Genomic DNA, 24,983 nt, shown 5'->3' on the forward strand with positions numbered 1-24,983 from the left:
GGGGCCGAATCGCGCCCGTTTACAGCGGAAGTTCCGGCTCGCGCCGCGCATTCCGGCGCGCATTGGTGACCGCCGGCGAGGCCGTGGAACGCACAAAACTCCAGCGGATCGAGGACGCCTGGCGCGCATCCTGGCGGATCACGATCTGGGCGGTGCGGCGGGGGCCGTCATTGCCCGCCAGGAACACGCTGTCCTCGAGATCGACCTTGTCGTCGAGGGCTTCGAAGGTCCAGACATCGCGGTTCGGCAGCACCAGCATGACGCCGCGGGCATCCGACAGCCGGCTTGCCTTCACTGCCGGATGCAGATGGAAGCGCAGCGCGAAATCGGCGTCGGCGCCCTTGAGGCGCGCGCCCTGCGGCGGCGATAGCGTGTCCTCGCCGTCGATCCGCGCGCCGTCATTGGCGATCATCAGCACGCGGCGATGGACCGCGCCGAACTTGGCGAGATAGCCGTCATGCGAGGTCGTGAGCAGCGTGCCGTCCTGCACGATTTCGCGATAGCTCTCGACCTCGTGGGGACCGCTGGTGATCGGCGCGCCGCGCAGCAGCCGCTTCATCGCCGACATCTCGACGAACTGGCAGGACGACCTCTCGTGATAGGTCAGCGTCGAATGCGCCGCGGTGCCGCGCGCGAACGGCCGCCAATTGTCGCGGCCCGTGGTCGGCATCCCGCAATTGGTCACGATGCGGCTGATGCCGGAGGACAGCTCGAACGACAGGCAGCCGGCATGTGCGTCGTGGCTGACGCCGGGCGGCGGCGGCGGGCCGGTGTCGATGATCAGCGTGGTCGGGCCGGCATCGAGGCGCTGGAAGCCGGTGTGCGGCATGTTCGCCATCGGCGCGCCGTGGGCGTCATCATAGGCGAGCAGTGTTGCAAGCTGATCCGACGGCGTCGCGCTCATGCCGTTGAACAGCGCAAAATTGCCATCGCCGTGCCGGAAGAAGCGCAGCATCGGCATCATGCGGTCGATCGCATTGAGCAGCGCCGCCGGCGGCGCGATGTTGCGCGCGGCAAAAGTCTGCCGCAGCGGCAACAGGTCGATCAGGACCTCGATCAGCGCGCCCGGATTGCGGGAAATGTGGCCGCCGTCGGGGAGAATCTGCCGCTGCAATTCGTCGGAGAGTTTTTTCGACGCGGTGCGGATGTGACGGGCCTGGTTGGCGAGGCAGAGCGTCGTGTAGCACAGCGCGATCAGCACCTGGAGCTTCGGCACCCCGTCGGGAATGTTGACCATGGTGTAGCGCAGGAAGCGGATCTCGCGCGCCAGCGCCCGCAGATAGCGGCGGTAGAACTTGTTGTCGGTGTCGTTGAGCACCAGCGGCGCCTGCGACAGCAGCGAGATCACGCGCCGCGCCAGCACGTCGGCGCGGCGGGCGACGGGCCGGCGCTTGTTGGCGGGGTTGCTGATCCAGTCCTCGACCAGCGCGCGCGCATTCGCCCGGGTCAGCGCGGTGTCGGCGGCGCGCAGGTGCCGCAGCCAGCCGAACCCGAGCAGCGCGACCTCCCAATCCTCCGAGGGCGGATCGAGATCGAAGATCGAGCGGCCGTGGCAGTTGACGATCTTGCCGGCGAAGACAAAGCGCCCGGCATAGATCTCGGCGGCGCGCGTCGCGTCCGCGGTGCGCAGATCATGCGGCGCAATGATCAGCCGATCGGTACGGCCGGGCCAGACCCGCGACAGCGCAACCGAACCGCCGCTCGCGCGCGCGAGCATGTTCCGCGCGAAGCGGTTCATCACCAGCGTCGAGATACGTCTGCGTTGAGCGACCGACACGCCTTGCCTTGAAGGGGGAGAGGATTCCGACGAATCCTTATTAATCCCAAAATCGGACCGCGGACACCACCTTGAATGGCCCCGAATCAGTCCAGCGGTAGCAAAATCCGGTGCAAAATCAGGATTTAACGAGCCGGGCCGCGAAAAATCCGTCGAGCCCGCCGAGCTTCGGGTCGGCGTGCGGCAGGTGGCTCGGCAGGGTCCGGAGATCGCCCTCGGTGGTGATGACCTCACTGAGCCCGGAGACCTCGCTGGCCTCGATCGGCACGCGGCGAAGCGCAGGCTCTGCGGCCAGCAGCGTGGCGACGGCCTGCTCGCCTTCTTCGGGTTCCAGCGAACAGGTGCAGTAGACCAAAGTCCCGCCGGGCTTGAGCAGCGAGACGGATTTGCGCAGCAGCCGTTGCTGGAGGACGGTCATCGCAGCGACGTCGGAGTCCTGGCGCAGCCATGCAACATCGGGGTGCCGGCGGATCGTCCCGGTCGAGGTGCATGGCGCATCGATCAGGATTCCATCGAGGCCATCCGTTGGGCCCGCCCACTCTACGGCGTCGGCGACGACACTCTCGGCCTGGAGCGACAGCCGGTTCAGGTTTTCGCGCAGACGCGCCACTCGGGCGGGCGAACGGTCGATCGCGGTGACATGCGCGCCGGCCTGCGCCAGCTGCGCGGTCTTGCCGCCGGGCGCAGCACAGAGATCCGCGATGGATTTGCCCGCGATATCGCCGAACAGCCGGACCGGCAGCGCGGCGGCGGCGTCCTGCACCCACCATTGTCCTTCGGTGAAGCCGGGCAGCATGGTCACCGCACCGTGCAGGACCGTGCGCACCGATCCGGTCGGCAGCACTTCGCCATGCAGCCGGCTCGCCCATTGTGCGGCGTCGGACTTCACGGTGAGATCGAGCGACGGTTCGTGGCCGAGCGCGAGCGCCATGTTCCGTGCAGTCGCCTCGCCGTAATGCGCGCTCCAGCGCGCCAGCAGCCAGGGCGGCAGGTCCAGCGATTGCGTTGCGACCTCCTCGACCAGCGCCTGGCCTTCGCGCGCGCAGCGGCGCAGCACGGCGTTGACGAGGCCGGCATAGCGCGCGGCGCGCCGGTCGGATTGCACCAGGCGAACGGAGAGATCGACCGCGGCGTGATCGGGCACGTCCATCCAGAGGATCTGGGCGGCGCCGATCAGGAGCGCGCTCTGCGCGCGCGGGGCGTCGGAGGGAATGCCCTTGTCGAGCAGGCGCGACAGCACATGGCCGAGCGTGCCGAGGCGGCGAAGGATGGTTGCGACCAGCCGCCGCATCAGCGCACGGTCACGGTCAGCGAGCGTCTTCAGTCCGGGATGGGCACCGGAGCCATCGAGCTGGTCATCGAGCGTGCGGTGCTTGTGCAGGACGCCGTCGACGATGTCGGCAGCGATCCGCCGCGCCGCGAGACCGGGCACTTCGGATGGAGGGGCAAAACGTTGAGATGGCATGCGGACGTAAGGTTCTGAGCGAGCGGCAGTTCCGCCAATATGGGCGCATGCCTTAAGAACACCAGCTGTGACATGCGAATATGCCAAATGTAAGAATGGCCTCTGGCGATTTCAGCCCGTCGCGGCCATTTCAGCAATGCGCAATTGGACGTCGCGCGGATGGCGATCCTGCGCTAGGAGCCCAGACGATGAGTGACCAGCCTCGCGTTCCCGATCGCAAGCCCCTGCCGCCGGCCGCCCAGCGCGCGCTGGCCGAAGCCGCGGCGCGCCGGCAGGCCGCCGCGGCCAATGCCAAGAACGACGCAAAGGCGGCACCGAAGGAATTGCAGGGGCCGAAGGGTCCCGAGCCCACCCGCTACGGCGATTGGGAGCGCAAGGGCATCGCCTCGGATTTTTGAGGCTCGGGTTTTCAAGCTCAGCTTTTTCGAGCTCACTTGCCGATCTGGCCGACTCAGCCATAGCGTGCGCGGATGTCGCGATTCGACCCAGATAGCTCGTATCGGCCGTCGTACGGCGGCTCGCCATTTGGCCGTCGCTTCTCCGGACTGGCACCGTGGATGTTCGTGGTCGGAGTCGTCGTGGCGGTCGTGCTCACCTTCCGGCACGGGACGAACTGGCCGGTTCCCTATCCGGCCGACGAGCGCACGCAGGACGCCGAGATCATCCTGCAGCAGTCCGGCAATCCCGACGTCCGTCAGCCGGTCGACGTCATCCGCACCATCGACGGCGACACCTTTCTTGCGCGCGTGCATCAACGCGACGGGCGCGATCTCGTGGCGCGGGTTCGTCTGCGCGGCATCGATGCGCCGGAGATGAAGGCGTCCTGTCAGGACGAGCTGGACAAGGCGGAAGCCGCCACCGGGGCGCTGCGCAATCTGCTCGGCCAGGGCGGCGTCACCATCTACAATCTCGGCTCGGAGAAATACGGACGCGTTCTCGCCGATGTCGCGACCAGGCGGACCACCAACGTTTCGGCGGCGATGCTCGCGGGCGGCTACGCGCGCAGCTACAATGGCGGCCACCGCAACGGCTGGTGCGCGCGCGGCTGGCGCTTCTGGTAGCAAAAAAGCCGCGTCGAAACGCGGCTCTTTCAATCTCTGTTTTGCAATCTCTGTTTTGGTTGCGACGATCAGCGCGCCACGACCACCGTCGTGCCGACGGAGACGCGGCTGTAGAGATCGGTGATGTCGTCGTTGAGCATGCGGATGCAGCCATAGGAGACGAAGCCGCCGACCGAGCCCGGCACGTTGGTGCCGTGGATGGCATATTCACCGCCAGCCAGTGTCATCGCCGCAACGCCCATCGGGTTGCGCGGCGAACCGCCCGGGATGACGTCGGGAAGCTGCGGCTTGTCGCGCTTCACCTCGGCGGGCGGCGACCAGGCCGGATTGCGGTACTTGCCGTCGATGCGGGTGGTACCGGCCCATTGTTTGCCGGATTTGCCGACGCCGACCGGATAGCGCACGGCGTGGCCATCATCGAGAATGAGATAGAGCCGCCGCTCGCTGGTTTTGACCACGATGGTGCCGGGCGAATAGTTGGCGACGGGCGTCCCCACCATTTCCGGCCGCGCCTCGGCCGCCGTCGACATCACGACCCCTGCCCCGATGGCGGCGGCCAGCGCCAATGCAATCTTCATCGACATCAATTTTCCCCTGCCCGAACGGATCGTCCAAATTTACGCGAAACCGGCAATTGCCCGCTCGCCCGGACATTCTTAACCGCGCCTGTTAACCGGATGGTTTCCAAGCACGGCCGCCAAGGGCGAGCCAGCGGGGGGAACAAAGGAAATGTTCGAAATAAAGTAAATGACTTGAAAACAACACTCGGCGGGAAAGATGCGGGTGTGAACGCCAGCACCCTGACGTGAACGGCCGTCATTCCGGGCGCGCAATAGCGCGACCCGGAATCTCGAGATTCCGGGTTCGGTCCTGCGGACCGCCCCGGAATGACGATGGGTCGTTGGCCTTACGCGCCCTTCTTGTTCTGCCGGTTCTTCACGAGATCATCGACGACCGCGGGATCGGCCAACGTCGAGGTGTCGCCCAGGCTGCCCGGCTCGTCCTCGGCGATCTTGCGCAGGATGCGGCGCATGATCTTGCCGGAGCGGGTCTTGGGCAGACCCGGCGCGAACTGGATCTGGTCGGGCGAGGCGATCGGGCCGATCTCCTTGCGCACCCAGGTGACGAGCTCTTTCCGCAGATCGTCGGTCGGCTCGACGCCGGCCATCAGGGTGACATACGCGTAGATGCCCTGGCCCTTGATGTCGTGCGGGAAACCGACCACGGCGGCTTCCGACACCTTCTCATGCGCGACCAGCGCGCTCTCGACTTCCGCGGTGCCCATGCGATGGCCGGAGACGTTGATCACGTCGTCGACGCGGCCGGTGATCCAGTAATAGCCGTCGGCGTCGCGCCGGCAGCCGTCGCCGGTGAAGTATTTGCCCTTGTAGGTCGAGAAATAGGTCTGCTCGAAGCGGGCGTGATCGCCATAGACCGTGCGCATCATGCCCGGCCATGACCGGGTCAGGCAGAGATTGCCTGATGTCTCACCCTCCAGCACCTTGCCGTCCGCGTCGACAATTTCCGGCGCCACGCCGAAGAACGGCTGCGTCGCCGAGCCCGGCTTGAGTTTTGTCGCGCCCGGCAGCGGCGTGATCAGAATGCCGCCTGTCTCGGTCTGCCACCAGGTGTCGACGATCGGGCAGCGGTCGTCGCCGACGACGCGGTGATACCACTCCCAGGCTTCCGGATTGATGGGCTCGCCGACCGAGCCGAGCAGGCGCAGCGAGGCGCGCGAGGTCTTCTTCACGGGTTCGTCGCCCGACTGCATCAGGGCGCGGATCGCGGTCGGTGCGGTGTAGAAGATGTTGACCTTGTGCTTGTCGATGACGTTCCAGAATCGCGAATTATCCGGGTAATTCGGCACGCCTTCGAACATCAGCGTGGTCGCGCCGTTGGCGAGCGGCCCGTAGAGAATGTAGCTGTGGCCCGTGACCCAACCGACGTCGGCGGTGCACCAGTAGATGTCGCCGTCGTGATAGTCGAAGACGTATTGATGCGTCATCGAGGCGAACACGAGATAGCCGGCCGAGGTGTGCAGTACGCCCTTGGGCTGACCGGTCGAGCCCGAGGTGTAGAGGATGAACAGCGGGTCCTCGGCGTGCATGTGCTCGGTCGGGCATTCCGTGGTCACCATCGCCGCCGCCTCGTGATACCAGAGATCGCGGGACGGACTCATGTCGACCGCGCCGCCGGTGCGCTTGACCACGACGACCCAGTCGACGCCGTCGGCCTTGGCGAGCGCCGCGTCGACATTGGCCTTCAGCGGCACCTTCTTGCCGCCGCGCAGGCCTTCGTCCGCGGTGATGATGACCTTGGACTGGCAATCGTTGATGCGCTGGGCGAGTGAGTCCGGCGAGAAGCCCGCGAACACCACCGAGTGAACCGCGCCGATCCGCGCGCAGGCCAGCATCGCATAGGCCGCTTCCGGGATCATCGGCAGATAGATGGTGACGCGGTCGCCTTTCTTGACGTTGCGGGTGCGCAGGATGTTGGCCATCCGGCAGACCTCGTCGTGCAGCTCCTTATAGGTGATGTGCCTGGACTGCGAGGGATCGTCGCCTTCCCAGATGATCGCGGTCTGGTTGGCGCGCTTGGCGAGATGCCGGTCGATGCAATTATGGGCGACGTTGAGGATTCCGTCCTCGAACCATTTGATCGAGATGTTGCCGGGCGCGAAGGAGACGTTCTCGATTTTGGTGGGGGCGTGCATCCAGTCGATGCGCTTGGCCTGCTCGGCCCAGAAGGCGTTCGGGTCCGCGATCGAGCGGGCGTACATGTCCTTGTACTTGGCCTGGTCGACCCAGGCGCGCTTGGCCCATTCCGCGGGGACGTCGTAAATCTTCTCGGACATGCTTCCCTCCACATACGGCAAGCCAAACGCTGGCAACGCGCTAGCCGACTTGATCGTTGAACCGATTATGCGTCGGGCTAACCGGACCCGACAAGGTGCACAAGCTGGACCTTCGGTGAGCAGCCGGCCATGCGGAGAATCAAGCCGCAAAGGCCGGCTGTCGCAAATCTGAAACAGGCCGGGCGGCGGCTTTCGGACCTTTACCCAAATCTCCGGAATAGGCCTATGCAGGGCGCCCATGCGTCGCAGGCGGTATTTAGAAACCGCTTTTTCACTGATTCGGGACTCGCAATGCCGCTCGGAACACCCTAAATGGCCAACCCGGGTCCAGAGAGACCCCTCGGAACAAAAATCAGAACAGCGGCATTGACCGGTAACAGACAGGGCTAAGGCTTAAGACTATGATGGATCAGCAGAATCTCGGGATGATGCGGCCCGCTTCGGCCGATCCTGCTGCCATTGCGCTGGCCAAAGCTCTCGGACAATGGCCGAAACCGGCCGGCTCCACCCGTCTTAGCCCGAAAAAAATATTCGATTCGGCGCCCGCGGCGACGGTTGAGGCGCTGGCCAGGGAGCTGGGCCTGCGGCTCGGCGACCAGAACGAGCTGACCATCCGCCGCGTCCGCCGCGGCAAGGGCTATTCCTTCGTCCGCCCCAACGGTGCGCATATCCGCGACGCCCGCACCATCCGCCGGCTGCACGCCATGGCGGTGCCGCCGGCCTATCGCGAGGTGCGCTACTCGGCCGATCCGAGCACGCATCTCCAGGCGGTGGGACGCGATGCCGCGGGCCGGCTGCAATATCGCTATCACGCCGATTGGGAAAAGGTCCGCGAGCACCGCAAGGCGCACCGCCTGGAAAAGCTCGTCGGCGCGCTGCCCAAAATCCGGCGCAAGGTCTCGGCGTTCCTGTCGGGCGACGAGCCGACGCGCGAATTCGCGCTGTCGGCGGTGATCGAGCTGATCGCGCGCACCGCGATTCGCCCCGGCAATGAATCCTACGCCCGCCTCAACGGCACCCGCGGCGCCACCACGATGCTGAAGTCGAACGTCACGCTCGAGGACGACTGCTTCGTGCTGACCTTCAAGGCGAAGGGCGGGAAGGCCGTGCGCAAGGAGTGCGATGCCGCCAAGCTGGTGCGCGCCATCGGCATCCTCAACGGCGTTCCCGGCAAGCGCATGTTCCAGTATCGCGATGCCTACGGCATCGTGCGCGCGGTCAGCACCACACAGGTGAACGCATTTCTGCGCGAAATCGCCGGCATCAAGATTTCGCTGAAGGATTTTCGCACGCTGATGGCCTCGGCCGTCGTGGTGGAATCGCTGTCGCGGATCACGCCGGCGACCAGCCAGCGCGGTCGCAAGAAGCAGGTGCTGGACGCGATCCGCGCCGCGGCCGACAAGCTCTCCAACACGCCGGCGATCTGCCGCAAGAGCTATGTCCACGACACCATCGTCACCGCCTTCGAGGACGGTATCCTCGAGCGTTTTGCCGCGACCATGAAGGGGCAGCGTTCGCAGGCGAGGCGCGAGCAGCTTTTGCTGCAGGTCGTCGCGACCGCGGCGGTGTAACCAGCTCGCATCACTACATATTGTCCGAAGGTCCCTTGTCGGGGCCGGGATCGCGGCCCGCGGCGGCACTCGTGAGCCGCCCCAAATAGTGCGCCCACCCTTTCGCGTGCGCGGCCACCTGTTCCTCGGTGGGCAGCCCGCTATGGGTCATGCGCAGCAACGTGCCGCCGTCGCGCTCGATCAGGTCGATCTCGATCAAGCTCGAGCCGGGCGGCACTTCCTGGCCGCCGTCCCAGCCGAACGTGTACGCCAGACGATGCACCGGCACGACCTCGCGGAAGGCGCCGCGGGCGACACCGCCACGTGGGCCGATGCCCTTGACCAGATAGAGCCCGCCAGGATGCGGCTCGGTGGTCGTATCCGAGCCCATCCAGCTCAGGATTTTCTCAGGGTCCGTCAAATAGGCGAAGACGGTGGCCCGCGGGGCTGCGATTTGGGTCTCGCGTCGCAATACGAATGGCTCGGTCATCGGCGATGATCCCTGTGCTGATACTCGCACATGGCGGCGCCAAAGCAGCCCGTCAAGGATTGCCCGTGACAAAGACCGCCCTCATTCGCCATCATCGGATCATGCAACTCTCCCGGACCCTCGCCTGGCTTGTCGATGCCGCCTCCGATAGTCCCGGCGCCGATCGCCTGCTCGCGGAACTCGGCGCGCACCTGCTCGCCGACGGGGTGCCGCTTACGGCAGGCAGCCTGACCCTGGAGGTGCCGCACCCACTGATCGCGAAGCGGACCTGGCTGTGGCGCGCAGAGGGCGGCCGGGTGATCGAAGCGCTTGGCTTCGCGCCGGGCGGACTCGCACCGGATCTGCCAACCGATGCCGGGCGCCGCTGGCTACGCGACATCGCGGGTGGTGAGGTGCACGAAGACAGCGTCGGAAGGCCCGATGGGCCGCTCCTCGGCTGGATCGGGCCGCGCCGGTTCACCGCAGACGAGATCGAGCAATTGCGCCAGGCGGCGCGATTTGCCGCAACGCCCCTTGCCCTGCTCGCTGCGCGCGCCACGTTGCGCGCGACATTGGACGCCTATCTCGGCAAGCGCAGCGCCGAACGGGTGCTGGCGGCGCCGCTGCGGCGCGACCTCGGCGAGACCATTCAGGCTGCGCTGCTTTATGCGGATTTGCGCGGCTTCACCACCTTGTCGGAGACCAGTCCGCCGGCCGATGTCATCGCCGCGCTCGACGCCTGGTTCGATCGCATCGCCGGTGCGGTTCACGCCTTCGGCGGCGAGGTGCTGAAATTCATCGGCGACGGCGTGCTCGCGATTTTTCCGGTCGTCGAAGCATCGCCGCGCCGCGCGTGCGATGCTGCTCTGCGTGCCGCAGGCGCAGCCGAAGCCGGGATGGCGTATCTCAACGCGGAGCGCGCCGCTCGGGGACTACCGCTGCTCGCATTCGGTGCCGCGCTTCATCTCGGTGAGATGCTCTGGGGCAATATCGGCGCCGCCAACCGGCTCGATTTCACGGCGATCGGCCCAGCCGTCAATCTCGCCAGCCGGCTCGAAGGCTTGTGCAAGCCGCTCGGCCGGACTGTGCTGGTGTCGGGCGCGCTTGCCGCCGAAACGGACATGCCTCTGATCGCGCTCGGACTGCACAAGCTGCGTGGCATTGCCTCGCCCTGCGAGGTGCTTGCGCTACCGGAGACGCAGGGACGGACATCGTAGCCGGGACGGAGCAGCTTTTGCAGCAGGTCGTCGCAACCGCGGCGGTCTGGAAATCAGGTCGGCGGCAGCTCGCCGGGATTGCTCTTCGCAGGATCATTGTCTTTCACCTGCCCGCGCAGCCGGTTGCGTTCCGACTTGGCGAAATCGTTGTCGGGCGCCAGCGTGACCGCGCTTTCCAGTGCCGCCAGGGCATCGCGCGGCTTGCCCTTGGTTTCGAAGATCACGGCACGCGCCAGCAGGCCGCGCGGATCTTTCGGAGCGCGCTTGCCGAACTCGTCGAAATCGCGCAAGGCGGCGTCATAGCTCTCCTGAGCCTGCTGGGCCTCGCCGCGCGCCAGATAGTAGTCGGCGTTGTTGGCCTGCCGCCGGATCGCTTCGTTCAGATCCGCGACCGCCTTCGCATAATCTTTCAGCTGCAGGTAAGCAAAGCCCCGATAGTAGTAAGCAACGGCTGCTGTCAGCCACGGCGTCGTCGGGCTGGCCGTTTTGTTCAGGTCCTGAAGCGCTGCGTCGTAATCTCCGCGAGTCATGTAGATCCAGGCGCGGTCGTTGAGGGCCGCGGCGTAATCGGGCTGAATCTTCAGCGCGGCACTGAAGTCGGACATCGCGCTGTCCGGCTCTCTGTCGCGCTGCATGAAGCCCCGCTGGGTATAGACCGACGCCAGCTTCGCGCCGGATATCTTGCCGCCATTGATCAAACTGGTGCAGGCGGTTTCCGAGGATGTGCCGCGATTGGCAAAGCAACTCATCACCTCGAGGTCGACCGGATTGATGGTCGTCGTCTTGACGGGCGTTGCGGGGGTCGTTGTCGTAGCCTTCTGCGCGATCGGCTTGGCCCAGGTTCCGGCGTTGCCCCAGGCGCCGGTATTGACCGGCTTGCTGACGAGGATCCAGCCTGTGATCAGCACGGCCATTGCGGAGGGCCATGCGTACCACGACCATCGATACCAGGGATCGATGCTCCACAATGCGCCGTGCAATGCGACGATGCGGGCGGTCGTCTTCATGGTCAGCTGTCCCGGACTGCTGATCGAATGTCACTGAGCTCGAACTCGGCGACGCTCGCATTGGGATCTCGCGACGTGCGCAGGGCATGCGCCTCGCGAGTCTTTTCGAGCAGCGTTCGAATCGAGCGCGCGTTGCCCCATTGCGGATCGTCGCGTTGCGAGTCGATCCATGGTGCGAGCGCCGCCTCGAAGCCGATCGGCAGCAGATATTGCTGCTCGGCTGCCATGGCACGAAATATCTCGCAGAGCTCGATCGCGTCGTAGGGCGGGAAGTCGATCGTCTTGGTGAAGCGGCTGGCAAGTCCGGGGTTGCTGGCGATGAACCGGTGCATCTCGGCGGGATAGCCGGCAACGATCACGACCAGGCGATCCCGGTGATCTTCCATGTATTTCAGCAGCGCCTCGATGGCCTCGCGGCCGAAATCACCCTTCCATTCCGCCGCACTCAGGCTGTAGGCCTCGTCGATGAACAGGACGCCGTCGAGCGCGGAGCGACAGACGTCGAGCGTTTTCGGCGCGGTTTGGCCGACATAGCTCGCGACGAGCTGGCTGCGGTCGGCTTCGATCAGGTGGCCTTTGCGCAGCACGCCGAGCGAGCGATAGACGTCGCCGATGGCGCGCGCCACCACGGTCTTGCCGACGCCGGGAGGTCCGGTGAATACCATGTGCCGGCTCGTGGCGAACACCGGCAGGCCCTGTTCGCGCCGCCGGCGCTCGACCTCCAGGCTCGCGAGCAGCTTGTTGATCTCGGCCTTGACCGAGGCGAGCCCGACCATCATGTCGAGGTCGTCAAGTGCATCGTCCGCGGTGCGTGTCACCATCCGGGTCTCGCCGGTCGCGGAATCGGTCGCCAGCCTGCGGCCGTAGGTGTAGCCGCTTCCGATCGGGACGAAGCCTGATGCCGTGGGATCGGCTCCGAGGCGGGAAGCGATGTAGCCGACGCCGGTCGCAGAGACGATCGCCAGCGCGACGCCGACGAAGCGTAGCGCGGTCATCTCGGAGAAGAGCGAGCCGATCCAGCCGAAAAAGCCGACCTGCGGATTGAACAGCAGCGCGCTGACCCCTGCCGTCGCCACGCCGATCAGGATGAAGGCGAGGATGAAGCGCGCGTTCAGAAAATTCTGCATTCAAGTCTCACTTGTAAATCTCACCCGCACGGCGGGCGCGCAGGCCATCGCACCGTGACGGTGGTCGAGCCGCTGACCGGGTCCATCCGTGCCGTCGGATAAAGGGATACGAGCAAACCCTTGGCGTCGCCGTCCGCGGTCAGCGGGTCGAGCCCGCCGCTGTCAGGCAGCGGGTTTGGCAGGGCAATTCTTTGCGGCTGGTCGGTGACGCGGAACGAAGGCGAGCGGTATTTGCTGGTGCGAAACGTGACGGTCCCGCCGGCAGGATTGCCCGGCGTCGACACCGTGATGAATGCGATGGGATAACGGCATTGCCGAGTGTCGGATTGCGCGACCCGCTGGCCATCCGGTGTCAGGGTCGGGATGGCATCGGCCACCTGCTCCTGCGGCACCAGCGCGATGACGGGTGCGTCAGGCTCCGCGCGCGTGGTCAAGAACCATCCCATGATGGCCCCGATCATCGCCGCGCCGGCCAGCAGCATCGCCAGCATCGATGAAACATCTTTTCGGGGACGGAATGGAAAGGCCCCTGTGGGGCCATCTGTGGACCCTGGTGATTGCTCGCCGCCGTCCCTTTCCTGCATCGCCATGACGCGAGAAGACCTGTTGAACGTCCATTCCTCGCCCGAATTTAGGAATTCTGTCGGCCGATATCAATGGTTGTGACAAGGCTGACGCGCTATCACAAAGCTGTCACATCGGCCTTGGCGCTCTTACAGCCTGCCCATCTTGCAGACGAGCTTCCACTCCTCCGCCGTCACCGGCTGCACCGACAGGCGCGAATATTTCACCAGCGCCATGTCGGCGAGTTTCTTCTCGGCCTTGATCGCCGCCATCGTCACCGGTGTCTTCAGCGGCTTGTCGGCCTTGATGTCGACGCAGACGAACTTTTCGGTCTTGTCGGTCGGATCCGGATAGGCCTCCTTGATAACTTCCGCGATGCCGACGATTTCCTTGCCCTCGTTGGAATGATAGAAGAACGCCTTGTCGCCCTTCTTCATGTTCACGAGATTGATGCGTGCGGTGTAATTGCGCACGCCGGTCCAGGCCTCGCCCCTGGCGCCCTTCGCGACCTGCTGGTCCCAGGACCACACCGATGGTTCGGATTTCACCAGCCAGTACGCCATGTTTATTCCTCTGCCTTGAAGGGGCGCGTCAAAAGTCCTGAAATCGCACCATCGATCGTGCTTCGGCCGCTCAGGATCGAAGCGACCGCTTCTGATACCGGCATCTCGATGTTCTGCGAAGCTGCGAGTTCGATCAACACCGGCGCCGTGAATTCGCCTTCGGCCAGTTTGCCCATGGGCGGCTGTTCGCCGCGTCCGAGCGCCAACCCCAACGCGTAGTTGCGCGATTGCGGGCTCGAACAGGTCAGGATTAAATCGCCAAGGCCGGACAAGCCCGTGAGCGTCTCACCGCGCGCGCCAAGCGCGCGACCCAAACGTGTCAGTTCGGCAAAGCCGCGGGTCGTGAGTGCGGCTTGGGCAGAGGCACCGAGCTTACGTCCGACCGCAATACCGACCGCGATCGCGAGTACGTTCTTGGCCGCGCCGCCGATCTCGACGCCGCGGATATCCGTGGTGTGATAGGGCCGGAAGGTCGCCGAGCCCAGTGCCTGGACCAGTGCGCTCGCCAAGGCCTCGTCCTTTGCCGCCAGCGTCACCGCTGTCGGCAGGCCACGCGCGACATCGTCGGCAAAGCTCGGGCCCGACAAGATCGCGGGCTGCGTATGGGGCGCGGCTTCCGCGATCACGTCGGTCATGAATTTGTGGGTGCCGTGCTCGATGCCCTTGGCGCAGGCGATAACCGGCACGGGTTTCGTGAGGTGCGAGGCCAGCGTGTTGACCGCGCCGCGCAGATGCTGCGCCGGTGTCGCGATCAGCAGCATATCGGCGCGTGCGGCGAGCGACAGCTCGCTTGTCACCACGATCTCCGGCGCGAGCCGCACGCCCGGCAGCCGCGGATTGCCACGACTTGACGCGATCCGCGCTGCATGTTCGGCGTTGCGCGCCCATAGCGTCACGTTCCGTCCAGCGCGTGCGGCCACTGTCGCCAGCGCCGTACCCCAGGCACCCGCGCCGATCACCGCGACGGACTGGAACGCGGCCATTGCTAGTATCCCGCCCGCGTCTTGCCGTAGCCTACCGGCGCGGTCGCGTTGGCGTCGAGCAGCCAGCGCGCGCGCGGCTGCGCCTCCATCGTATCGGTGATGCCGAGCGCGAGGCGTTCGGCGCCGGCCCAGGCGATCATCGCGCCGTTGTCGGTGCAGAGCTCTGGCGGCGGCATGATCAGCTGCGTCTGCGCTTCCCTGGCAACGTCAAACAGTGCGCCGCGGATCGCCTGATTGGCGGCGACGCCACCGGCCGCGACCAGCGCGCGCGGCGCGCCGAACTGTTCGCGGAAAAGCTTCAGGCCAACGCTCAGCCGGTTGGCCGTCGAGTCCAGCACCGCGGCCTGAAAACTCGCGCAGAGATCGTTGACGTCCTGTGGCGTGATCTCAGTTAGCCGGCTCGCTTCGGTGCGGACTGCCGTCTTCAATCCCGACAGCGAGAAATTGGCATCGGGACGTCCCTGCATCGGCCGCGGGAAGGCGAAGCGCGTCGCATCGCCGTTCGCGGCCGCGCGTTCGACCTGCGGGCCGCCCGGATAGGGCAGGCCCAGCATCTTCGCGACCTTGTCGAAGGCCTCGCCGATCGCGTCATCGACGGTGGTGCCAAGCCGCACATATTGGCCGACCCCGGTGACCGCGACGATCTGGGTGTGGCCGCCGGAGGCGAGGAACAGGCAATAAGGAAATTCGATGCCGTCGGTCAGGCGCGGCGTCAGTGCATGCGCCTCGAGATGGTTGACTGCGACCAGCGGCGTGTCATGCACCATCGCGATCGCCTTCGCGGTGGTGAGCCCGACAATGACGCCGCCGATCAATCCCGGTCCCGCAGCGGCTGCGACACCGTCGAGCTGGGCAAAGCCGATGCCAGCTTCGTGCATGGCACGGTCGATGATGCCGTCGAGCAGGTCGACATGGGCGCGCGCCGCGATCTCCGGCACGACGCCGCCGAAGCGGGCATGCTCCTCGACCTGCGACCGCACGATATTGGACAAGATCCTGCCGCTCCCGTCAGGCGCGCGCTCGATCACGGCCGCCGCGGTCTCGTCGCAGGTAGTCTCGATGCCCAGTACCAGCATTGGCGAATTGTTATCCAATTTGCGCCCTTGCGCTCATCCGTAAAGCAGAGTTCTGGTACGTCCGGCAGCATTCGTCAATGCGTCACCGCCACGTGGTCCGGGAACACACGCGATGTCCATTCTTGTCACACGGCCGCATCCCGACAATGAGGCGACGGCGGAAAATCTGCGCGCGCGGGGACATGCGGTGCTGCTTGCGCCAGTGCTCAAGTTCGAGCCGGTCGCTTTCCATGACGAGAGTGAGGCGGGCTATAGCGCCATCATCGTGACATCGGCCAATGCAATCCGCGCCGTCGCGCCGCAATTGCGGGACCTCGGCCTCTCGGAGCTGCCGCTGTTCGCGGTCGGCGAGCACACGGCTTCCGTGGCGCGCGAATTCGGCTTCGCGGAAGTGATCGTCGCCGGCGGCGATGCCGCTTCCCTGCGCGACAAGGTGATGCAGAGTGCGCGCGACAAGGTGCTGAAGAAAAAGAGCACGCTACTTTATCTCGCGGGCGCCGACCTGTCGCGGGATCTCGGCGGCGAGCTGGGCACGGAAGGGTTTAGCGTGGTCACTCAGACGACCTACCGCATGGCCCCGGTCAAGCTTCTGCCGCGCGACGTCTGCGACGGCTTTGCCGCGCATGGCATCGAGGCGGTGTTGCACTACTCCCGGCGCAGCGCGCGGGCCTTCCTGGACGCGGCCCGGGACGAAGGCGTCGAAATCTCGGCGCTGGCGATCCCGCAATGCTGCCTGTCCGAGATGGTCGCCAGCGTGCTGCGTGATGCCGGGGCATCGCAGGTCCTGGTGGCCGCGACCCCGGACGAAAATGCCCTGTTTGACGCCTTGGAGCGTGCTTTGCGGACCCGTTTGGCGTAAGAGGACGGGCCGAATCCGAGGCAATCGGGCTCGTCTCTGGTATGAAAGTGTGAGGAACCGTCACGATGGCCGACGACAAGCCTGAAGACGCAGGATTGGCCCCCGAGTCCGGCCGTGCCAAGCGCACCCCGCCCACCATCGACCTCGAGGCGACCGAAGTCTCCACCCAGCCGCAGGACGTGGCGGGTGAGCCGGAGGCGCAGCCTTTGGCCGAGCAGGCAAACGCCGACCAGGCTGGTGCCGAAGACGCCAAGGTCGAGGCGGCCAAGGTCGAGACAGCCAAGGTTGAAACCGCCAAGCCCGAGCCGGAGCGTAACGAAGCGCAGGGCGCTGTTGCATCGGGCGCCATTTCTCCCTGGGTCATCGCGCCATTTTCCGGCGCCGTTGCAGCTGCGGTCGTGATCGCGGTTGGCTGGGTGCTGGGCTGGCCCGCAGTGCAGGCGCCGCCGGCCGCGCCGCAAGTGACGAGTGCCACGGTCGACGCGCTGAGCGGGCGTGTCGCCGCAATCGAAGCCAAAGTGGGCAAGCCCGCCGCCGATCCGGCCATCGTCGCACGGCTCGATGCGCTGGAGAAGTCCGTCGGCACCTTGCGCGGCGACATCGCCGGTTTGCGCGCGCAATCCGACAAGACCGCGAGCGCATTGAACGATGCGAAATCCGCGCCGCGCGATGCGGCGGCCTCGTCCGGCCTCGCCGCCCTCGACGACCGCATCTCCCGGCTCGAGCGCGCCAGCACCACCGCGCGCGCCGAGCTCGCGCAGCAGGGCGAAAAGATCGCCGATGCCAAGGTGATGGACGACAAGCCGTTGCGCTACGTGGTCGCCGCCACCCTGCTCGACGTCGCTGTTCGCCATAACGATCCCTTTGAGGCGCAGCTCACCGCGGCGCGGTCGCTTGCCGCCAAGCCCGAGGTGCTGAAACCGCTCGATACATTCGCTGCGTCAGGCATTCCGACGCCGGTCGCGCTGAGCCGCGAGCTCCTCAACATCGTGCCGAAATTGTCGCCGCCGCCGGAGGCGCCGAGCAACGGTGCCGGCATCGTCGAGCGCCTTCAGGCCGGCGCGTCAAAGCTTGTCCGCATCGAACGCACCGACGGCGTCGGCAACGACCGCGGCGCCATTGTTACGCGGGTCACGGCCGCAGCGCTGCGCAACGATTTCGTCGAGGCGCGCCGCGAGCTGAAGACGCTGCCCGAGGCCGATCGTGCGCCCGCGCAAGCCTGGCTCGACAAGGCCGATGCGCGCGATGCCGCGCTCGCGGCCTCCCGCAAATTCGCCGACGACGCTCTGGCTGGTCTCGCCAAGCCTGTTCAATAAGCCTGCTCAATAAGATTCGCGCAACAATCCGCGCGTATAGGGATAGTCATGCTTCGCATCGTCCTCTTCCTTGTTCTGATTGCGCTCGCAGGCGCCGGCGCGGCCTGGGTTGCCGATCAGCCCGGCGATGTCGTGCTGACCTGGGGCGGTTTTAGGGCCTCACCGAGCATTCCGGTGTTCGTGCTCTGCCTCGGCATATTCGCCGTCCTGATCGTCTTGCTCTGGAGCACCCTGACCGTGATCTGGCGTATGCCCGGACGGATGCGCCGCCGCCGCCATGACAAGCGTCATGCCCGTGGCCGTCACGCCATCACCCACGGCCTGCTCGCGATCGGCCATGGCGACACTGCGCTTGCCCGCCGTCACGCCGAAGCGGCGCGGCGGCACGCGCCGAACGATCCGCTCGCGCTTCTCCTGCACGCGCAATCGGCCCAGCTCGACGGCAATCGCGACGAGGCGCAGCGCGCTTTCCGCGCCATGGCCGAGCGCGAGGATACGCGGCTGCTCGGCCTGCGCGGCCTGTTCATCGAGGCGCAGCGCGCCGACGATGCGGTTGGCGCCGTGATGATCGCGGAGGAAGCGATCAAGCTGTCGCCATCCTCGACCTGGGCCTCGCATGCGGTGCTCGGCTTCCGCTGTGCGCGCGGCGACTGGAGCGGCGCGCTCGCGATCCTGGATTCGAACCTGTCTGCGGGCCTGATCGACAAGCAGGGCTACCGCCGGCAGCGCGGCGTGCTGCTGACGGCGCGCGCGCTGGAATTGGAGACGATGGACCGCGATGTCGCGCGCGAGAGCGTGATGGAAGCCGTCAAGCTCGCGCCGACCCTGGTGCCGGCGGCGGTGCTCGCCGCGAAATTCGAGAGTGAAGCGCATCAGGTGCGTCGCGCCATGAAGCTGGTCGAGGCCGCCTGGCTCGCCAATCCGCATCCCGATCTCGCCGACGCCTATGCGCATGTCAAACTCGGCGATGCCGCGCGCCAGCGCCTGCAGCGGGTCGAGACGCTCGCGGCGAAAACGCCGGCGGACAAGGCCGGCCATGTCGAGGGACAGCTTGCGATCGCGCGCGCCGCGATCGATGCCTCCGAGTTCGCCCGTGCGCGCGAAGTGCTGGCGCCCTATGTCAACGATCCGACCCAACGCGTGGCGCTGTTGATGGCCGAGCTCGAACGCACTGAGCACGGCGACGGCGGCCGTGCCCGTGCCTGGACCTTGCGTGCGGTGCGCGCCCGCCACGACCCGGCCTGGACCGCGGACGGCTATGTCAGCGACCGCTGGCGTCCAGTCTCCCCCGTTACCGGCCGGCTCGACGCCTTCCAGTGGCAGACGCCGGTAGCGAGCCTGCCTTCAGACAAGGGCACGACGATCGAGTCCTCGGCCTTCGAGGAAGCCATGCTTGCCGCCCCGCCGCCGAAGCGGGTGACGGCGGCCAGCGAGGCGCCGGCGGAACCGGCCGTGATCGCGCCGGTCCCGACCCCGGCCCCTGCTCCTCCGGCCGCGCAGGACAACGCGCCCCCGGCGGCCAAGGAAGAACCGGCGGTGACGCCCGCCGAGCCGGTCAAGCCGGCCTCTGAGGCCGCCGAATCATCGCCGGTGGCGGCAACGCCGGTGTTCCGGACCCGTGCCGACCTCGGCAAGCCCACGCAGGCGCCGATCCAGACCGTTATCCCGATCATTCGCGCGCCGGATGATCCCGGTATCGATGATGACGGCCCGAGCGATGAATTTACGGAACAAATCGGTACGCCCAAGGCCCAGGCAAAGGCCCAGGCCGGCGGTTGGCGCGGATTCTGGTCCCGCTGGGGCGCGTGAGCCGCATTTCGCCTGCCGCTTGTCCTTGCCAATTCGGGCCATGCCCGATATCACGAGCGCGCGTATCGGGGCCGGCATCGCCCGGGCCCCCCAGGGTTCGCCGCAATAGCTCAGCTGGTAGAGCACGTCATTCGTAATGACGGGGTCGGGGGTTCGAATCCCTCTTGCGGCACCACCTTGAAATAACAACAGAATTCGCTAATTTTGGGTGCCGTTGATTTCGGGTCATTTGCGCCTCGGGTCAGCGCCGGGTCAGCAGCAGTCACAAAATCCGCGCGGGCGAAACTCAATCCGGAACGTCCACTCGCTTGCTGACCACCGCGAAGGCGTCCGTCGCGCGCGATAGCGTCGGCAGGCCATGGACGCGGAATCTGCTGCCGTCTTCCGAGACCCAATTGACGCGTGCGCGCTCGCCATCACGCCATTCAATGACGTCGTCAGGCGCCAGCTTGGGTATCGATCGGGTCATTTGTCTAACTCCGCCCTTCCGCCCCCGCCGATAAAACGCCGGCCTCGTGATCGCCGGCAGTTGATGGTGCCGTCTCTATTACTCACCCGACGCGCGAGGCTAGCTACGAGCCGCAGATATGCTGCCGGATTCTCTTCGCACAATTGCCTGATCGCCTGCCGACCATGTTTTTTAAGGACAGCAACGGCATTAGGTAGCAAACTCACCAAGCCACGGCTGGCGATGACGCTGCCTGCCTCGCTACCATCCGTGCAGGCACCTGCACGGAGAGCGAAAATGACTGAAATTGGTGGTTAGCGGATTGGTAAGGCGTCGCGCTGAATTGGCCGGGGATATATAGAGCGGATGCACGAAGGGTTGCGGAAGATGGTCTTTGGACCTAGAGGCTCTGGATGCCACCATCGTCCAATTCGATCCAGATTTTCAGGTCGAGACCATCAAGCCAAAGGCTTTCCGGCCACCCAAGGATTGGAGCAACCGGGGGCCAGATGTCCCGGATCGTTCTCAGCATCCTCCGCCAAGCCGCAGAGCCGCTTACCAGTCGCGATATCGCCTTGGAGCTTCTGGTGGAGCGAGCCTTGGACAAGCACGATCAGCGGCTTTTGCGGATCATGTCTAAGCGGGTTGGCGTGGCGCTCCGAACCCAGCGCGAAAACGGCGTTGTCCGGTGCGAACAGGGGCCGGGGCAGTACATGCTTTGGGAAATTGCTCGATAGCGGCCTGCAAACGGGAACCTTCCTTAATAATTCCGATTGACAATGCCTCGCGGGTCGCCACTTATGGTGCCTGCTTATCCGCTACGCCCGTAGGCGGGCTACGTATCAAACCCCTGCGGCCTAGCCGTGGGGGTTTTTATTTTGAAAGTGGCTGTGCTGATCGACGGCGGGCACCTGCGTGTCCAAGCCCGAAGGGGCGGCCATAAGTATATACCTGATTTCATTGAGAAAGTTGCTCATGCTTGCGTCCATGAGCAGGAAACTTTGCTTCGCGTCCTGTATTATGACTGCCCGCCGTTCAATGGCGAAGTGAAACTCCCAGTATCTGGCAAAATGACCGCATTTTCCGGGTCTGACAAATGGCTCAACGACCTCGCAGCTAAGGACCTTTTTGCCATTAGAAAAGGCGTTCTGAAATTTCGAGGCTTCAAGCCGAAGAAAATCCCTGTAGCCGCTGCCGAACTTAAGGACGAGGATTTTAGCCCCGACTTCGAGCAGAAGGGCGTGGATATGCGGATCGGCTTGGACATGGCGAATTTCGCGGCCGACCGCACTGTCGATAGAATCATCCTCGTGACCGGAGACACGGATTGTGTGCCGGCCATGAAGAATTGTCGCATCAGGGGACTGCAAGTCATCTTGGCTTCTATGCCGGATCATCGAGTTGCCCCCGAATTACTGTGGCATGCAGACTTTGAGCGAGCGGTGGGTTGGCCCTAAAGGCCTTCAATTAGGTTGAGTAGTGGGAACTTCTGGTTTCTACCTGCGCGTCGAAGCGCTAACTACCTTGTATGGGAATCAAGTTTCCGGTCGGCGTTGGAACGATATTGCTTTGCGACTATAGCCGTGGGGGCTTCCAGCCTCCGGAGATGATCAAGAAGCGACCAGCTGTGGTCATTTCCCCGCGCCTTCCTTATCGCGATGGTCTATGCACCGTGATCGCTCTCTCTCAAGACGAGCCAGAGCGAGAATTACCCTATGTTGCTCGGGTCGAATTTTCCGAACCCCTCCCACACCCGTTCCCTTACAAAGTGTTTTGGGCCAAGTGTGACATGATAGCTACGGTCTCTTTTGAGAGACTCGATCTGTTTCATACCAGCCGCGATCAGGGCGGTATGCGTAAGTATCTTCACCCAAAAATGGTTGCCGAAGACATTGCGCGTGTGCGTGCTTGCGTGCTCAAGGCCATTGGCATGTAACTTGACATTAACCAGCAAATACCAACATTAGATTCGATTGCTCGCGAGCGCAGGCGCTGCCTATGGCTATACTTAGTGGCATTGGGTTCGACTCCCAAGCACGTTGAGCCTCAAGACCCGAAAGGGCAACCCTGCCTAGGCGATAACAAGCCCCGGCAGGGCCTTTTCGTTTTAGGGCCCATCAAATCTTTGCCGATCGCTGCCGGTAGCCCTTCCACTCGCGCGAAACCGGGTGCTGCAAAGCAGCGTCGCAGGTCATCAGATACTGCTCGCCGTTGCTAATACGGCGGTTGTTTTCCCGCCAAGCCATTTCGCTCGCGTAGGCCGCTAGATAGGGACCGGCAACGTGGTGATGGATGCCGATCTCGGCACGGCGCAGGCGAGAGAAAAAGACTCCGCTTGGTTGGTGCAGGTCCTCGCTGTCTGAATAGGCTTCGCTGTGGTTGATCCGCTTTGTCAGGAAGATTAGCTGGTCGCTAAAGGGCCAGCCGCCAATTGGACACGGGGCGGCAGCGGCAGCCCCTGCGGCGGCGGCCATCGTCCCCGATGTCATGCAGGTCGCGCCAACCCTCCCTTTCCCCATTCCTATGTGGCAGCGCGGTGGATCAGTCTCGCGGTCGGTAGGTGATGAGGCGTGGCGCACCCCGCTCAGGAGCGGTCTCGGCGGCGGGCAAGTCCATCGGGCGCTCGCGGTCGCCGCGCAGCGTTCGCACAAAGCGCCAGTAGCCAAATCCAAAAAGTCCCACAACAACTAGACCCAAGGGATGAGCTACGGCAGCAGCGACTGCGCCGACAACCACAAAGGTAACGAACAGCGGGAGGTAGACGAAAAAGATCAGCAGCCAACCCACCCAATTAAAGAGAAACCCGTGATTCGGCTCCGGGTAAGCGATGGCCAAAAGCGGTGACGCCGCGAGCAGTGTGCCAACGGTCAATCGGGCGAGGAAGGTCGTCAGGGTGATGGGTGTCATGATGTGCCTCCAAACGTCGCATTAAAATGCGGTTCGGCTTGCCGTCTGGCCGCGCGGCACAGTGATCGAGTGCTGCGATCAGCAGCTAGAGCGCGTTTACCGCATTGCCTGAGGGGCTGCACTCTTCCCGATGGGGACCGAGGGGTCACCACCGTGGCATTCATAGACATTTCTCGATGCGACCTAATCTAGCAAATGCGCCAGCCGCAATTGCGGCAAACCGCGACAGCCCCGGCGGAATTCCGTAGACTGTAGCCGGAAGAGCACACCGAATGCGATTTCAGTTTGGCGTTAAGGGCTTCAAGGCAGATCCGCGCAATGGCCGCCTCGATCGCCGCGTCGTCGTTGCTGATCTTCCGCGAGGACGCAGGACGATTCTCATTTCGATCCGGTCTCTCGTTCGGCTTTGATGGCGCGATAACCCCGCTGGCAGAGGACCGAAACCGCAGCTTCGATGGCCCGGTAGTCGTTGCGCTGATCCTCCGCGAGCACGCCGATTTTCACAAAAGCGTCGAGCGTCTGATCGGCGTGCGAGATCACAATGCGCAAACAGCGAGCGCCATTCCGCTGACGCTGGCGATGACGACGCTGACAGTCGCGAACAATCATCCGGTGGTGCGCGAGGCGCTGCATGTCCTTATCAGAGATGTGCGGAATATCAGGTAGCCTCTCTAGCCGCCTCTGGAGCGCTTTCTGCTTCCTGTTCATTTGCGTTGCGACCGGCTGGGCGGTTTCGCCTTCAGGCCGCGCCGCAGCTTCCGCAAGTGATCGGCCACGGCGACATAGCCGAGCGCCCGCAGCAACGGCTCTGCTTCCTCAACCCACTCGCGGTGAGGCTTCGCTTCCATGACGAACCGTTCAACGACCGCGACCTCATCCCAACTCCGCTCGCGCGACACCGCGACCAGATATCCGATCAACTCTGCGAGCGTCATGATCCCAGAAAGATCATAACCATCACGCTGATCGTGCTGCTCAGCATCAGTGATGATCGGTATCATCGACATCGATCGCTTTCATGCGTCGGCGGCTAGATGGCGGCAACTCGTTGCCCAACAGCTCGACAGCCTGCCTGAAGTTCGCGACAAAAGTCGTGGCATCAACATCGAGCGTGGCATTGACGTTAATATCTTTGGGCATCAGGCTCGCGGCGACGCGGATAAACGTGGAGGGATCATTGCGCGCGACACGCTGGATCGCGGCGATTCCTTCGGTTTCCCAGATGGTATGGAAATCCGAAATGAAGGCTTCGGTCAACCGTCGCCGCCGCCCACCGTTGGGATTGCCGCTCTCACCCGGCTTCCATGGCCTCGGGTGCAAATTAGGATAACCGGGGACTGGGCCGGGCTCACGCGGCTTCGGCTCAGGGCGCAGCGAAGACGATGCTGTAGACCTTCTCTCGCTTAGAGGCCCGGCCGTGACGACACTGGGCACGCTCCAGTCTGATCAAATCCTCAGCGGTCAACGGATGGAGGGGAACCTCAATCGCATCTGTGCAAAAAAGGCCGGTTAAAATTCATCGACACTTTTAGCGACGTGTTGCGCGTACAGCACAGCGACACCGGTTCCACAACTTGAAACTGCATAACTCATTGACCGTTTCCGGATGAGTCACCTAGCGTTGCTGCCTGTGTCCCGGGTTTCTGACCAGCCGATCAGCGATCTAGTTGAGCGCGCCGACGTCCGGGTGATGAATAGGAATGGGGGCTCCCTATGCGCGAATGCGCCGGAGCTTTGCCTTGGCTCACGCCGGGCAAGGGGAATGCGGAATGCGTGCGACTGAACTCCAGGCGCGCCATACAAACGGGAACCTTTCCTCTCCAGTCCAGAACTGAGACGACGTGCCCGGTGACGCCGTGAGCGGCACCCTGCGTCTTGCGGCCAGGCGGTCTTGCTCCTTTGCCGAACATTGGATCATTGGCAGCGCGCAC

At 64.6% G+C, this 24,983-nt stretch carries 25 protein-coding genes, 1 tRNA gene and 1 pseudogene; 11 read left to right on the top strand and 16 right to left on the bottom strand.

The features are described from left to right. Nucleotides 1-19 precede the first annotated feature (19 nt). Together JJC00_RS01545 and JJC00_RS01550 are read right to left on the bottom strand one after the other, a co-directional pair. Entirely contained in the window at nucleotides 20-1,738 is a 1,719-nt protein-coding gene (locus JJC00_RS01545; protein ID WP_200473944.1) for a heparinase II/III family protein, read from the bottom strand. A 157-nt stretch (nucleotides 1,739-1,895) separates the two neighbouring features. Next, nucleotides 1,896-3,242, bottom strand: coding sequence for an RsmB/NOP family class I SAM-dependent RNA methyltransferase (locus tag JJC00_RS01550; RefSeq protein ID WP_200471031.1), 1,347 nt, complete (start codon nucleotides 3,240-3,242; stop codon nucleotides 1,896-1,898). Nucleotides 3,243-3,430: 188 nt separating this feature from the next. Here JJC00_RS01550 and JJC00_RS01555 point away from each other — a divergent pair, with 188 nt between their 5' ends. After that, nucleotides 3,431-3,640, top strand: a complete 210-nt coding sequence (locus JJC00_RS01555; RefSeq protein WP_200471032.1) for a DUF1674 domain-containing protein — start codon at nucleotides 3,431-3,433, stop codon at nucleotides 3,638-3,640. Nucleotides 3,641-3,712: 72 nt separating this feature from the next. After that, entirely contained in the window at nucleotides 3,713-4,303 is a 591-nt protein-coding gene (locus JJC00_RS01560; protein ID WP_200471033.1) for a thermonuclease family protein, read from the top strand. Between the two features lie 68 nt (nucleotides 4,304-4,371). Here JJC00_RS01560 and JJC00_RS01565 read toward each other — a convergent pair whose 3' ends face one another. Then, complete coding sequence (locus JJC00_RS01565; protein WP_200471034.1) at nucleotides 4,372-4,887, bottom strand: L,D-transpeptidase; 516 nt, start codon at nucleotides 4,885-4,887, stop codon at nucleotides 4,372-4,374. Between the two features lie 323 nt (nucleotides 4,888-5,210). Next, on the bottom strand, nucleotides 5,211-7,157 hold the full coding sequence (acs, locus tag JJC00_RS01570) for an acetate--CoA ligase (RefSeq protein ID WP_200471035.1): 1,947 nt from the start codon (nucleotides 7,155-7,157) through the stop codon (nucleotides 5,211-5,213). 401 nt (nucleotides 7,158-7,558) lie between these two features. On the opposite strand from acs, the gene JJC00_RS01575 reads away from it, so the two are divergent. Further along, on the top strand, nucleotides 7,559-8,728 hold the full coding sequence (locus tag JJC00_RS01575) for a DNA topoisomerase IB (protein ID WP_200471036.1): 1,170 nt from the start codon (nucleotides 7,559-7,561) through the stop codon (nucleotides 8,726-8,728). Between the two features lie 13 nt (nucleotides 8,729-8,741). Here the strand turns inward: JJC00_RS01575 and JJC00_RS01580 are convergent, their stop codons facing one another. After that, complete coding sequence (locus tag JJC00_RS01580; protein WP_200471037.1) at nucleotides 8,742-9,197, bottom strand: SRPBCC family protein; 456 nt, start codon at nucleotides 9,195-9,197, stop codon at nucleotides 8,742-8,744. A gap of 101 nt (nucleotides 9,198-9,298) precedes the next feature. Here JJC00_RS01580 and JJC00_RS01585 point away from each other — a divergent pair, with 101 nt between their 5' ends. Further along, nucleotides 9,299-10,393, top strand: coding sequence for an adenylate/guanylate cyclase domain-containing protein (locus JJC00_RS01585; protein ID WP_200473945.1), 1,095 nt, complete (start codon nucleotides 9,299-9,301; stop codon nucleotides 10,391-10,393). Nucleotides 10,394-10,446: 53 nt separating this feature from the next. Here JJC00_RS01585 and JJC00_RS01590 read toward each other — a convergent pair whose 3' ends face one another. The 6 genes from JJC00_RS01590 to tsaD all read right to left on the bottom strand — a co-directional run bounded on the left by JJC00_RS01590 (nucleotide 10,447) and on the right by tsaD (nucleotide 15,713). Next, the gene (locus JJC00_RS01590) at nucleotides 10,447-11,400 is read right to left on the bottom strand and encodes a tetratricopeptide repeat protein (protein ID WP_200471038.1); all 954 of its coding nucleotides are present in this window, start codon (nucleotides 11,398-11,400) and stop codon (nucleotides 10,447-10,449) included. A gap of 2 nt (nucleotides 11,401-11,402) precedes the next feature. Next, entirely contained in the window at nucleotides 11,403-12,527 is a 1,125-nt protein-coding gene (locus JJC00_RS01595; protein ID WP_246774058.1) for an AAA family ATPase, read from the bottom strand. Nucleotides 12,528-12,547: 20 nt separating this feature from the next. Next, nucleotides 12,548-13,018 carry a hypothetical protein gene (locus JJC00_RS01600; protein WP_200471039.1) on the bottom strand — a complete coding sequence of 157 codons (471 nt, stop codon included), beginning with the start codon at nucleotides 13,016-13,018 and terminating at the stop codon, nucleotides 12,548-12,550. Between the two features lie 222 nt (nucleotides 13,019-13,240). Next, complete coding sequence (locus JJC00_RS01605) at nucleotides 13,241-13,654, bottom strand: EVE domain-containing protein (protein ID WP_200471040.1); 414 nt, start codon at nucleotides 13,652-13,654, stop codon at nucleotides 13,241-13,243. 2 nt (nucleotides 13,655-13,656) lie between these two features. Beyond that, a complete protein-coding gene (locus JJC00_RS01610; protein WP_200471041.1) occupies nucleotides 13,657-14,637 on the bottom strand; it encodes an NAD(P)H-dependent glycerol-3-phosphate dehydrogenase in 981 nt (326 codons plus the stop codon). A 2-nt stretch (nucleotides 14,638-14,639) separates the two neighbouring features. Further along, nucleotides 14,640-15,713, bottom strand: a complete 1,074-nt coding sequence (gene tsaD, locus JJC00_RS01615) for a tRNA (adenosine(37)-N6)-threonylcarbamoyltransferase complex transferase subunit TsaD (protein WP_200471042.1) — start codon at nucleotides 15,711-15,713, stop codon at nucleotides 14,640-14,642. Between the two features lie 112 nt (nucleotides 15,714-15,825). Between tsaD and JJC00_RS01620 the strand changes: the two genes are divergently transcribed. The 4 genes from JJC00_RS01620 (at nucleotide 15,826) to JJC00_RS01635 (ending at nucleotide 19,872) form a co-directional block, all read left to right on the top strand. Beyond that, nucleotides 15,826-16,572, top strand: coding sequence for a uroporphyrinogen-III synthase (locus JJC00_RS01620; protein ID WP_200471043.1), 747 nt, complete (start codon nucleotides 15,826-15,828; stop codon nucleotides 16,570-16,572). A gap of 65 nt (nucleotides 16,573-16,637) precedes the next feature. Continuing rightward, complete coding sequence (locus JJC00_RS01625) at nucleotides 16,638-17,888, top strand: COG4223 family protein (protein WP_200471044.1); 1,251 nt, start codon at nucleotides 16,638-16,640, stop codon at nucleotides 17,886-17,888. Nucleotides 17,889-17,936: 48 nt separating this feature from the next. Next, nucleotides 17,937-19,697, top strand: a complete 1,761-nt coding sequence (locus JJC00_RS01630) for a heme biosynthesis protein HemY (RefSeq protein ID WP_200471045.1) — start codon at nucleotides 17,937-17,939, stop codon at nucleotides 19,695-19,697. Nucleotides 19,698-19,796: 99 nt separating this feature from the next. After that, nucleotides 19,797-19,872, top strand: a tRNA-Thr gene (locus JJC00_RS01635). Nucleotides 19,873-19,983: 111 nt separating this feature from the next. Here JJC00_RS01635 and JJC00_RS01640 read toward each other — a convergent pair. After that, nucleotides 19,984-20,166, bottom strand: a complete 183-nt coding sequence (locus JJC00_RS01640) for a hypothetical protein (protein ID WP_200471046.1) — start codon at nucleotides 20,164-20,166, stop codon at nucleotides 19,984-19,986. Between the two features lie 863 nt (nucleotides 20,167-21,029). Between JJC00_RS01640 and JJC00_RS01645 the strand changes: the two genes are divergently transcribed. Together JJC00_RS01645 and JJC00_RS01650 are read left to right on the top strand one after the other, a co-directional pair. Next, on the top strand, nucleotides 21,030-21,602 hold the full coding sequence (locus JJC00_RS01645; protein ID WP_246774059.1) for an NYN domain-containing protein: 573 nt from the start codon (nucleotides 21,030-21,032) through the stop codon (nucleotides 21,600-21,602). 149 nt (nucleotides 21,603-21,751) lie between these two features. After that, nucleotides 21,752-22,081: a type II toxin-antitoxin system PemK/MazF family toxin gene (locus JJC00_RS01650; protein WP_246774060.1), complete on the top strand. Its 330-nt coding sequence runs from the start codon at nucleotides 21,752-21,754 to the stop codon at nucleotides 22,079-22,081. Nucleotides 22,082-22,262: 181 nt separating this feature from the next. On the opposite strand, the pseudogene JJC00_RS01655 reads toward JJC00_RS01650, so the two are convergent. Then, nucleotides 22,263-22,544: pseudogene (locus JJC00_RS01655) on the bottom strand (transposase); the annotation flags it as partial. Nucleotides 22,545-22,686: 142 nt separating this feature from the next. Further along, nucleotides 22,687-23,052: a hypothetical protein gene (locus tag JJC00_RS01660; RefSeq protein ID WP_200471048.1), complete on the bottom strand. Its 366-nt coding sequence runs from the start codon at nucleotides 23,050-23,052 to the stop codon at nucleotides 22,687-22,689. Nucleotides 23,053-23,370: 318 nt separating this feature from the next. On the opposite strand from JJC00_RS01660, the gene JJC00_RS01665 reads away from it, so the two are divergent. Further along, the gene (locus JJC00_RS01665) at nucleotides 23,371-23,718 is read left to right on the top strand and encodes a hypothetical protein (RefSeq protein ID WP_200471049.1); all 348 of its coding nucleotides are present in this window, start codon (nucleotides 23,371-23,373) and stop codon (nucleotides 23,716-23,718) included. A gap of 38 nt (nucleotides 23,719-23,756) precedes the next feature. Here the strand turns inward: JJC00_RS01665 and JJC00_RS01670 are convergent, their stop codons facing one another. Beyond that, nucleotides 23,757-24,059 carry a hypothetical protein gene (locus JJC00_RS01670; protein ID WP_200471050.1) on the bottom strand — a complete coding sequence of 101 codons (303 nt, stop codon included), beginning with the start codon at nucleotides 24,057-24,059 and terminating at the stop codon, nucleotides 23,757-23,759. Continuing rightward, nucleotides 24,034-24,309, bottom strand: a complete 276-nt coding sequence (locus tag JJC00_RS01675) for a hypothetical protein (RefSeq protein WP_200471051.1) — start codon at nucleotides 24,307-24,309, stop codon at nucleotides 24,034-24,036. The genes JJC00_RS01670 and JJC00_RS01675 overlap by 26 nt, the downstream gene beginning before the upstream one ends. Nucleotides 24,310-24,983 lie beyond the last annotated feature (674 nt).

It is taken from the genome of Bradyrhizobium diazoefficiens (genome assembly GCF_016616885.1).
GTDB classification, from domain to species: domain Bacteria; phylum Pseudomonadota; class Alphaproteobacteria; order Rhizobiales; family Xanthobacteraceae; genus Bradyrhizobium; species Bradyrhizobium diazoefficiens_F.

Bases quoted from the DNA above. Each gene is read 5' to 3' on its own strand.
- JJC00_RS01640 (WP_200471046.1), bottom strand. From the start codon at position 20,166: ATGACCCGATCGATACCCAAGCTGGCGCCTGACGACGTCATTGAATGG.
- JJC00_RS01605 (WP_200471040.1), bottom strand. From the start codon at position 13,654: ATGGCGTACTGGCTGGTGAAATCCGAACCATCGGTGTGGTCCTGGGAC.
- JJC00_RS01550 (WP_200471031.1), bottom strand. From the start codon at position 3,242: ATGCCATCTCAACGTTTTGCCCCTCCATCCGAAGTGCCCGGTCTCGCG.
- JJC00_RS01620 (WP_200471043.1), top strand. From the start codon at position 15,826: ATGTCCATTCTTGTCACACGGCCGCATCCCGACAATGAGGCGACGGCG.
- JJC00_RS01610 (WP_200471041.1), bottom strand. From the start codon at position 14,637: ATGGCCGCGTTCCAGTCCGTCGCGGTGATCGGCGCGGGTGCCTGGGGT.
- JJC00_RS01630 (WP_200471045.1), top strand. From the start codon at position 17,937: ATGCTTCGCATCGTCCTCTTCCTTGTTCTGATTGCGCTCGCAGGCGCC.
- JJC00_RS01545 (WP_200473944.1), bottom strand. From the start codon at position 1,738: ATGAACCGCTTCGCGCGGAACATGCTCGCGCGCGCGAGCGGCGGTTCG.
- acs (WP_200471035.1), bottom strand. From the start codon at position 7,157: ATGTCCGAGAAGATTTACGACGTCCCCGCGGAATGGGCCAAGCGCGCC.
- JJC00_RS01560 (WP_200471033.1), top strand. From the start codon at position 3,713: ATGTCGCGATTCGACCCAGATAGCTCGTATCGGCCGTCGTACGGCGGC.
- JJC00_RS01625 (WP_200471044.1), top strand. From the start codon at position 16,638: ATGGCCGACGACAAGCCTGAAGACGCAGGATTGGCCCCCGAGTCCGGC.
- JJC00_RS01600 (WP_200471039.1), bottom strand. From the start codon at position 13,018: ATGCTGGCGATGCTGCTGGCCGGCGCGGCGATGATCGGGGCCATCATG.
- JJC00_RS01585 (WP_200473945.1), top strand. From the start codon at position 9,299: ATGCAACTCTCCCGGACCCTCGCCTGGCTTGTCGATGCCGCCTCCGAT.
- JJC00_RS01660 (WP_200471048.1), bottom strand. From the start codon at position 23,052: ATGACACCCATCACCCTGACGACCTTCCTCGCCCGATTGACCGTTGGC.
- JJC00_RS01595 (WP_246774058.1), bottom strand. From the start codon at position 12,527: ATGCAGAATTTTCTGAACGCGCGCTTCATCCTCGCCTTCATCCTGATC.
- tsaD (WP_200471042.1), bottom strand. From the start codon at position 15,713: ATGCTGGTACTGGGCATCGAGACTACCTGCGACGAGACCGCGGCGGCC.
- JJC00_RS01580 (WP_200471037.1), bottom strand. From the start codon at position 9,197: ATGACCGAGCCATTCGTATTGCGACGCGAGACCCAAATCGCAGCCCCG.
- JJC00_RS01555 (WP_200471032.1), top strand. From the start codon at position 3,431: ATGAGTGACCAGCCTCGCGTTCCCGATCGCAAGCCCCTGCCGCCGGCC.
- JJC00_RS01590 (WP_200471038.1), bottom strand. From the start codon at position 11,400: ATGAAGACGACCGCCCGCATCGTCGCATTGCACGGCGCATTGTGGAGC.
- JJC00_RS01575 (WP_200471036.1), top strand. From the start codon at position 7,559: ATGATGGATCAGCAGAATCTCGGGATGATGCGGCCCGCTTCGGCCGAT.
- JJC00_RS01665 (WP_200471049.1), top strand. From the start codon at position 23,371: ATGGCCGCCTCGATCGCCGCGTCGTCGTTGCTGATCTTCCGCGAGGAC.
- JJC00_RS01650 (WP_246774060.1), top strand. From the start codon at position 21,752: ATGATCAAGAAGCGACCAGCTGTGGTCATTTCCCCGCGCCTTCCTTAT.
- JJC00_RS01670 (WP_200471050.1), bottom strand. From the start codon at position 24,059: ATGTCGATGATACCGATCATCACTGATGCTGAGCAGCACGATCAGCGT.
- JJC00_RS01565 (WP_200471034.1), bottom strand. From the start codon at position 4,887: ATGTCGATGAAGATTGCATTGGCGCTGGCCGCCGCCATCGGGGCAGGG.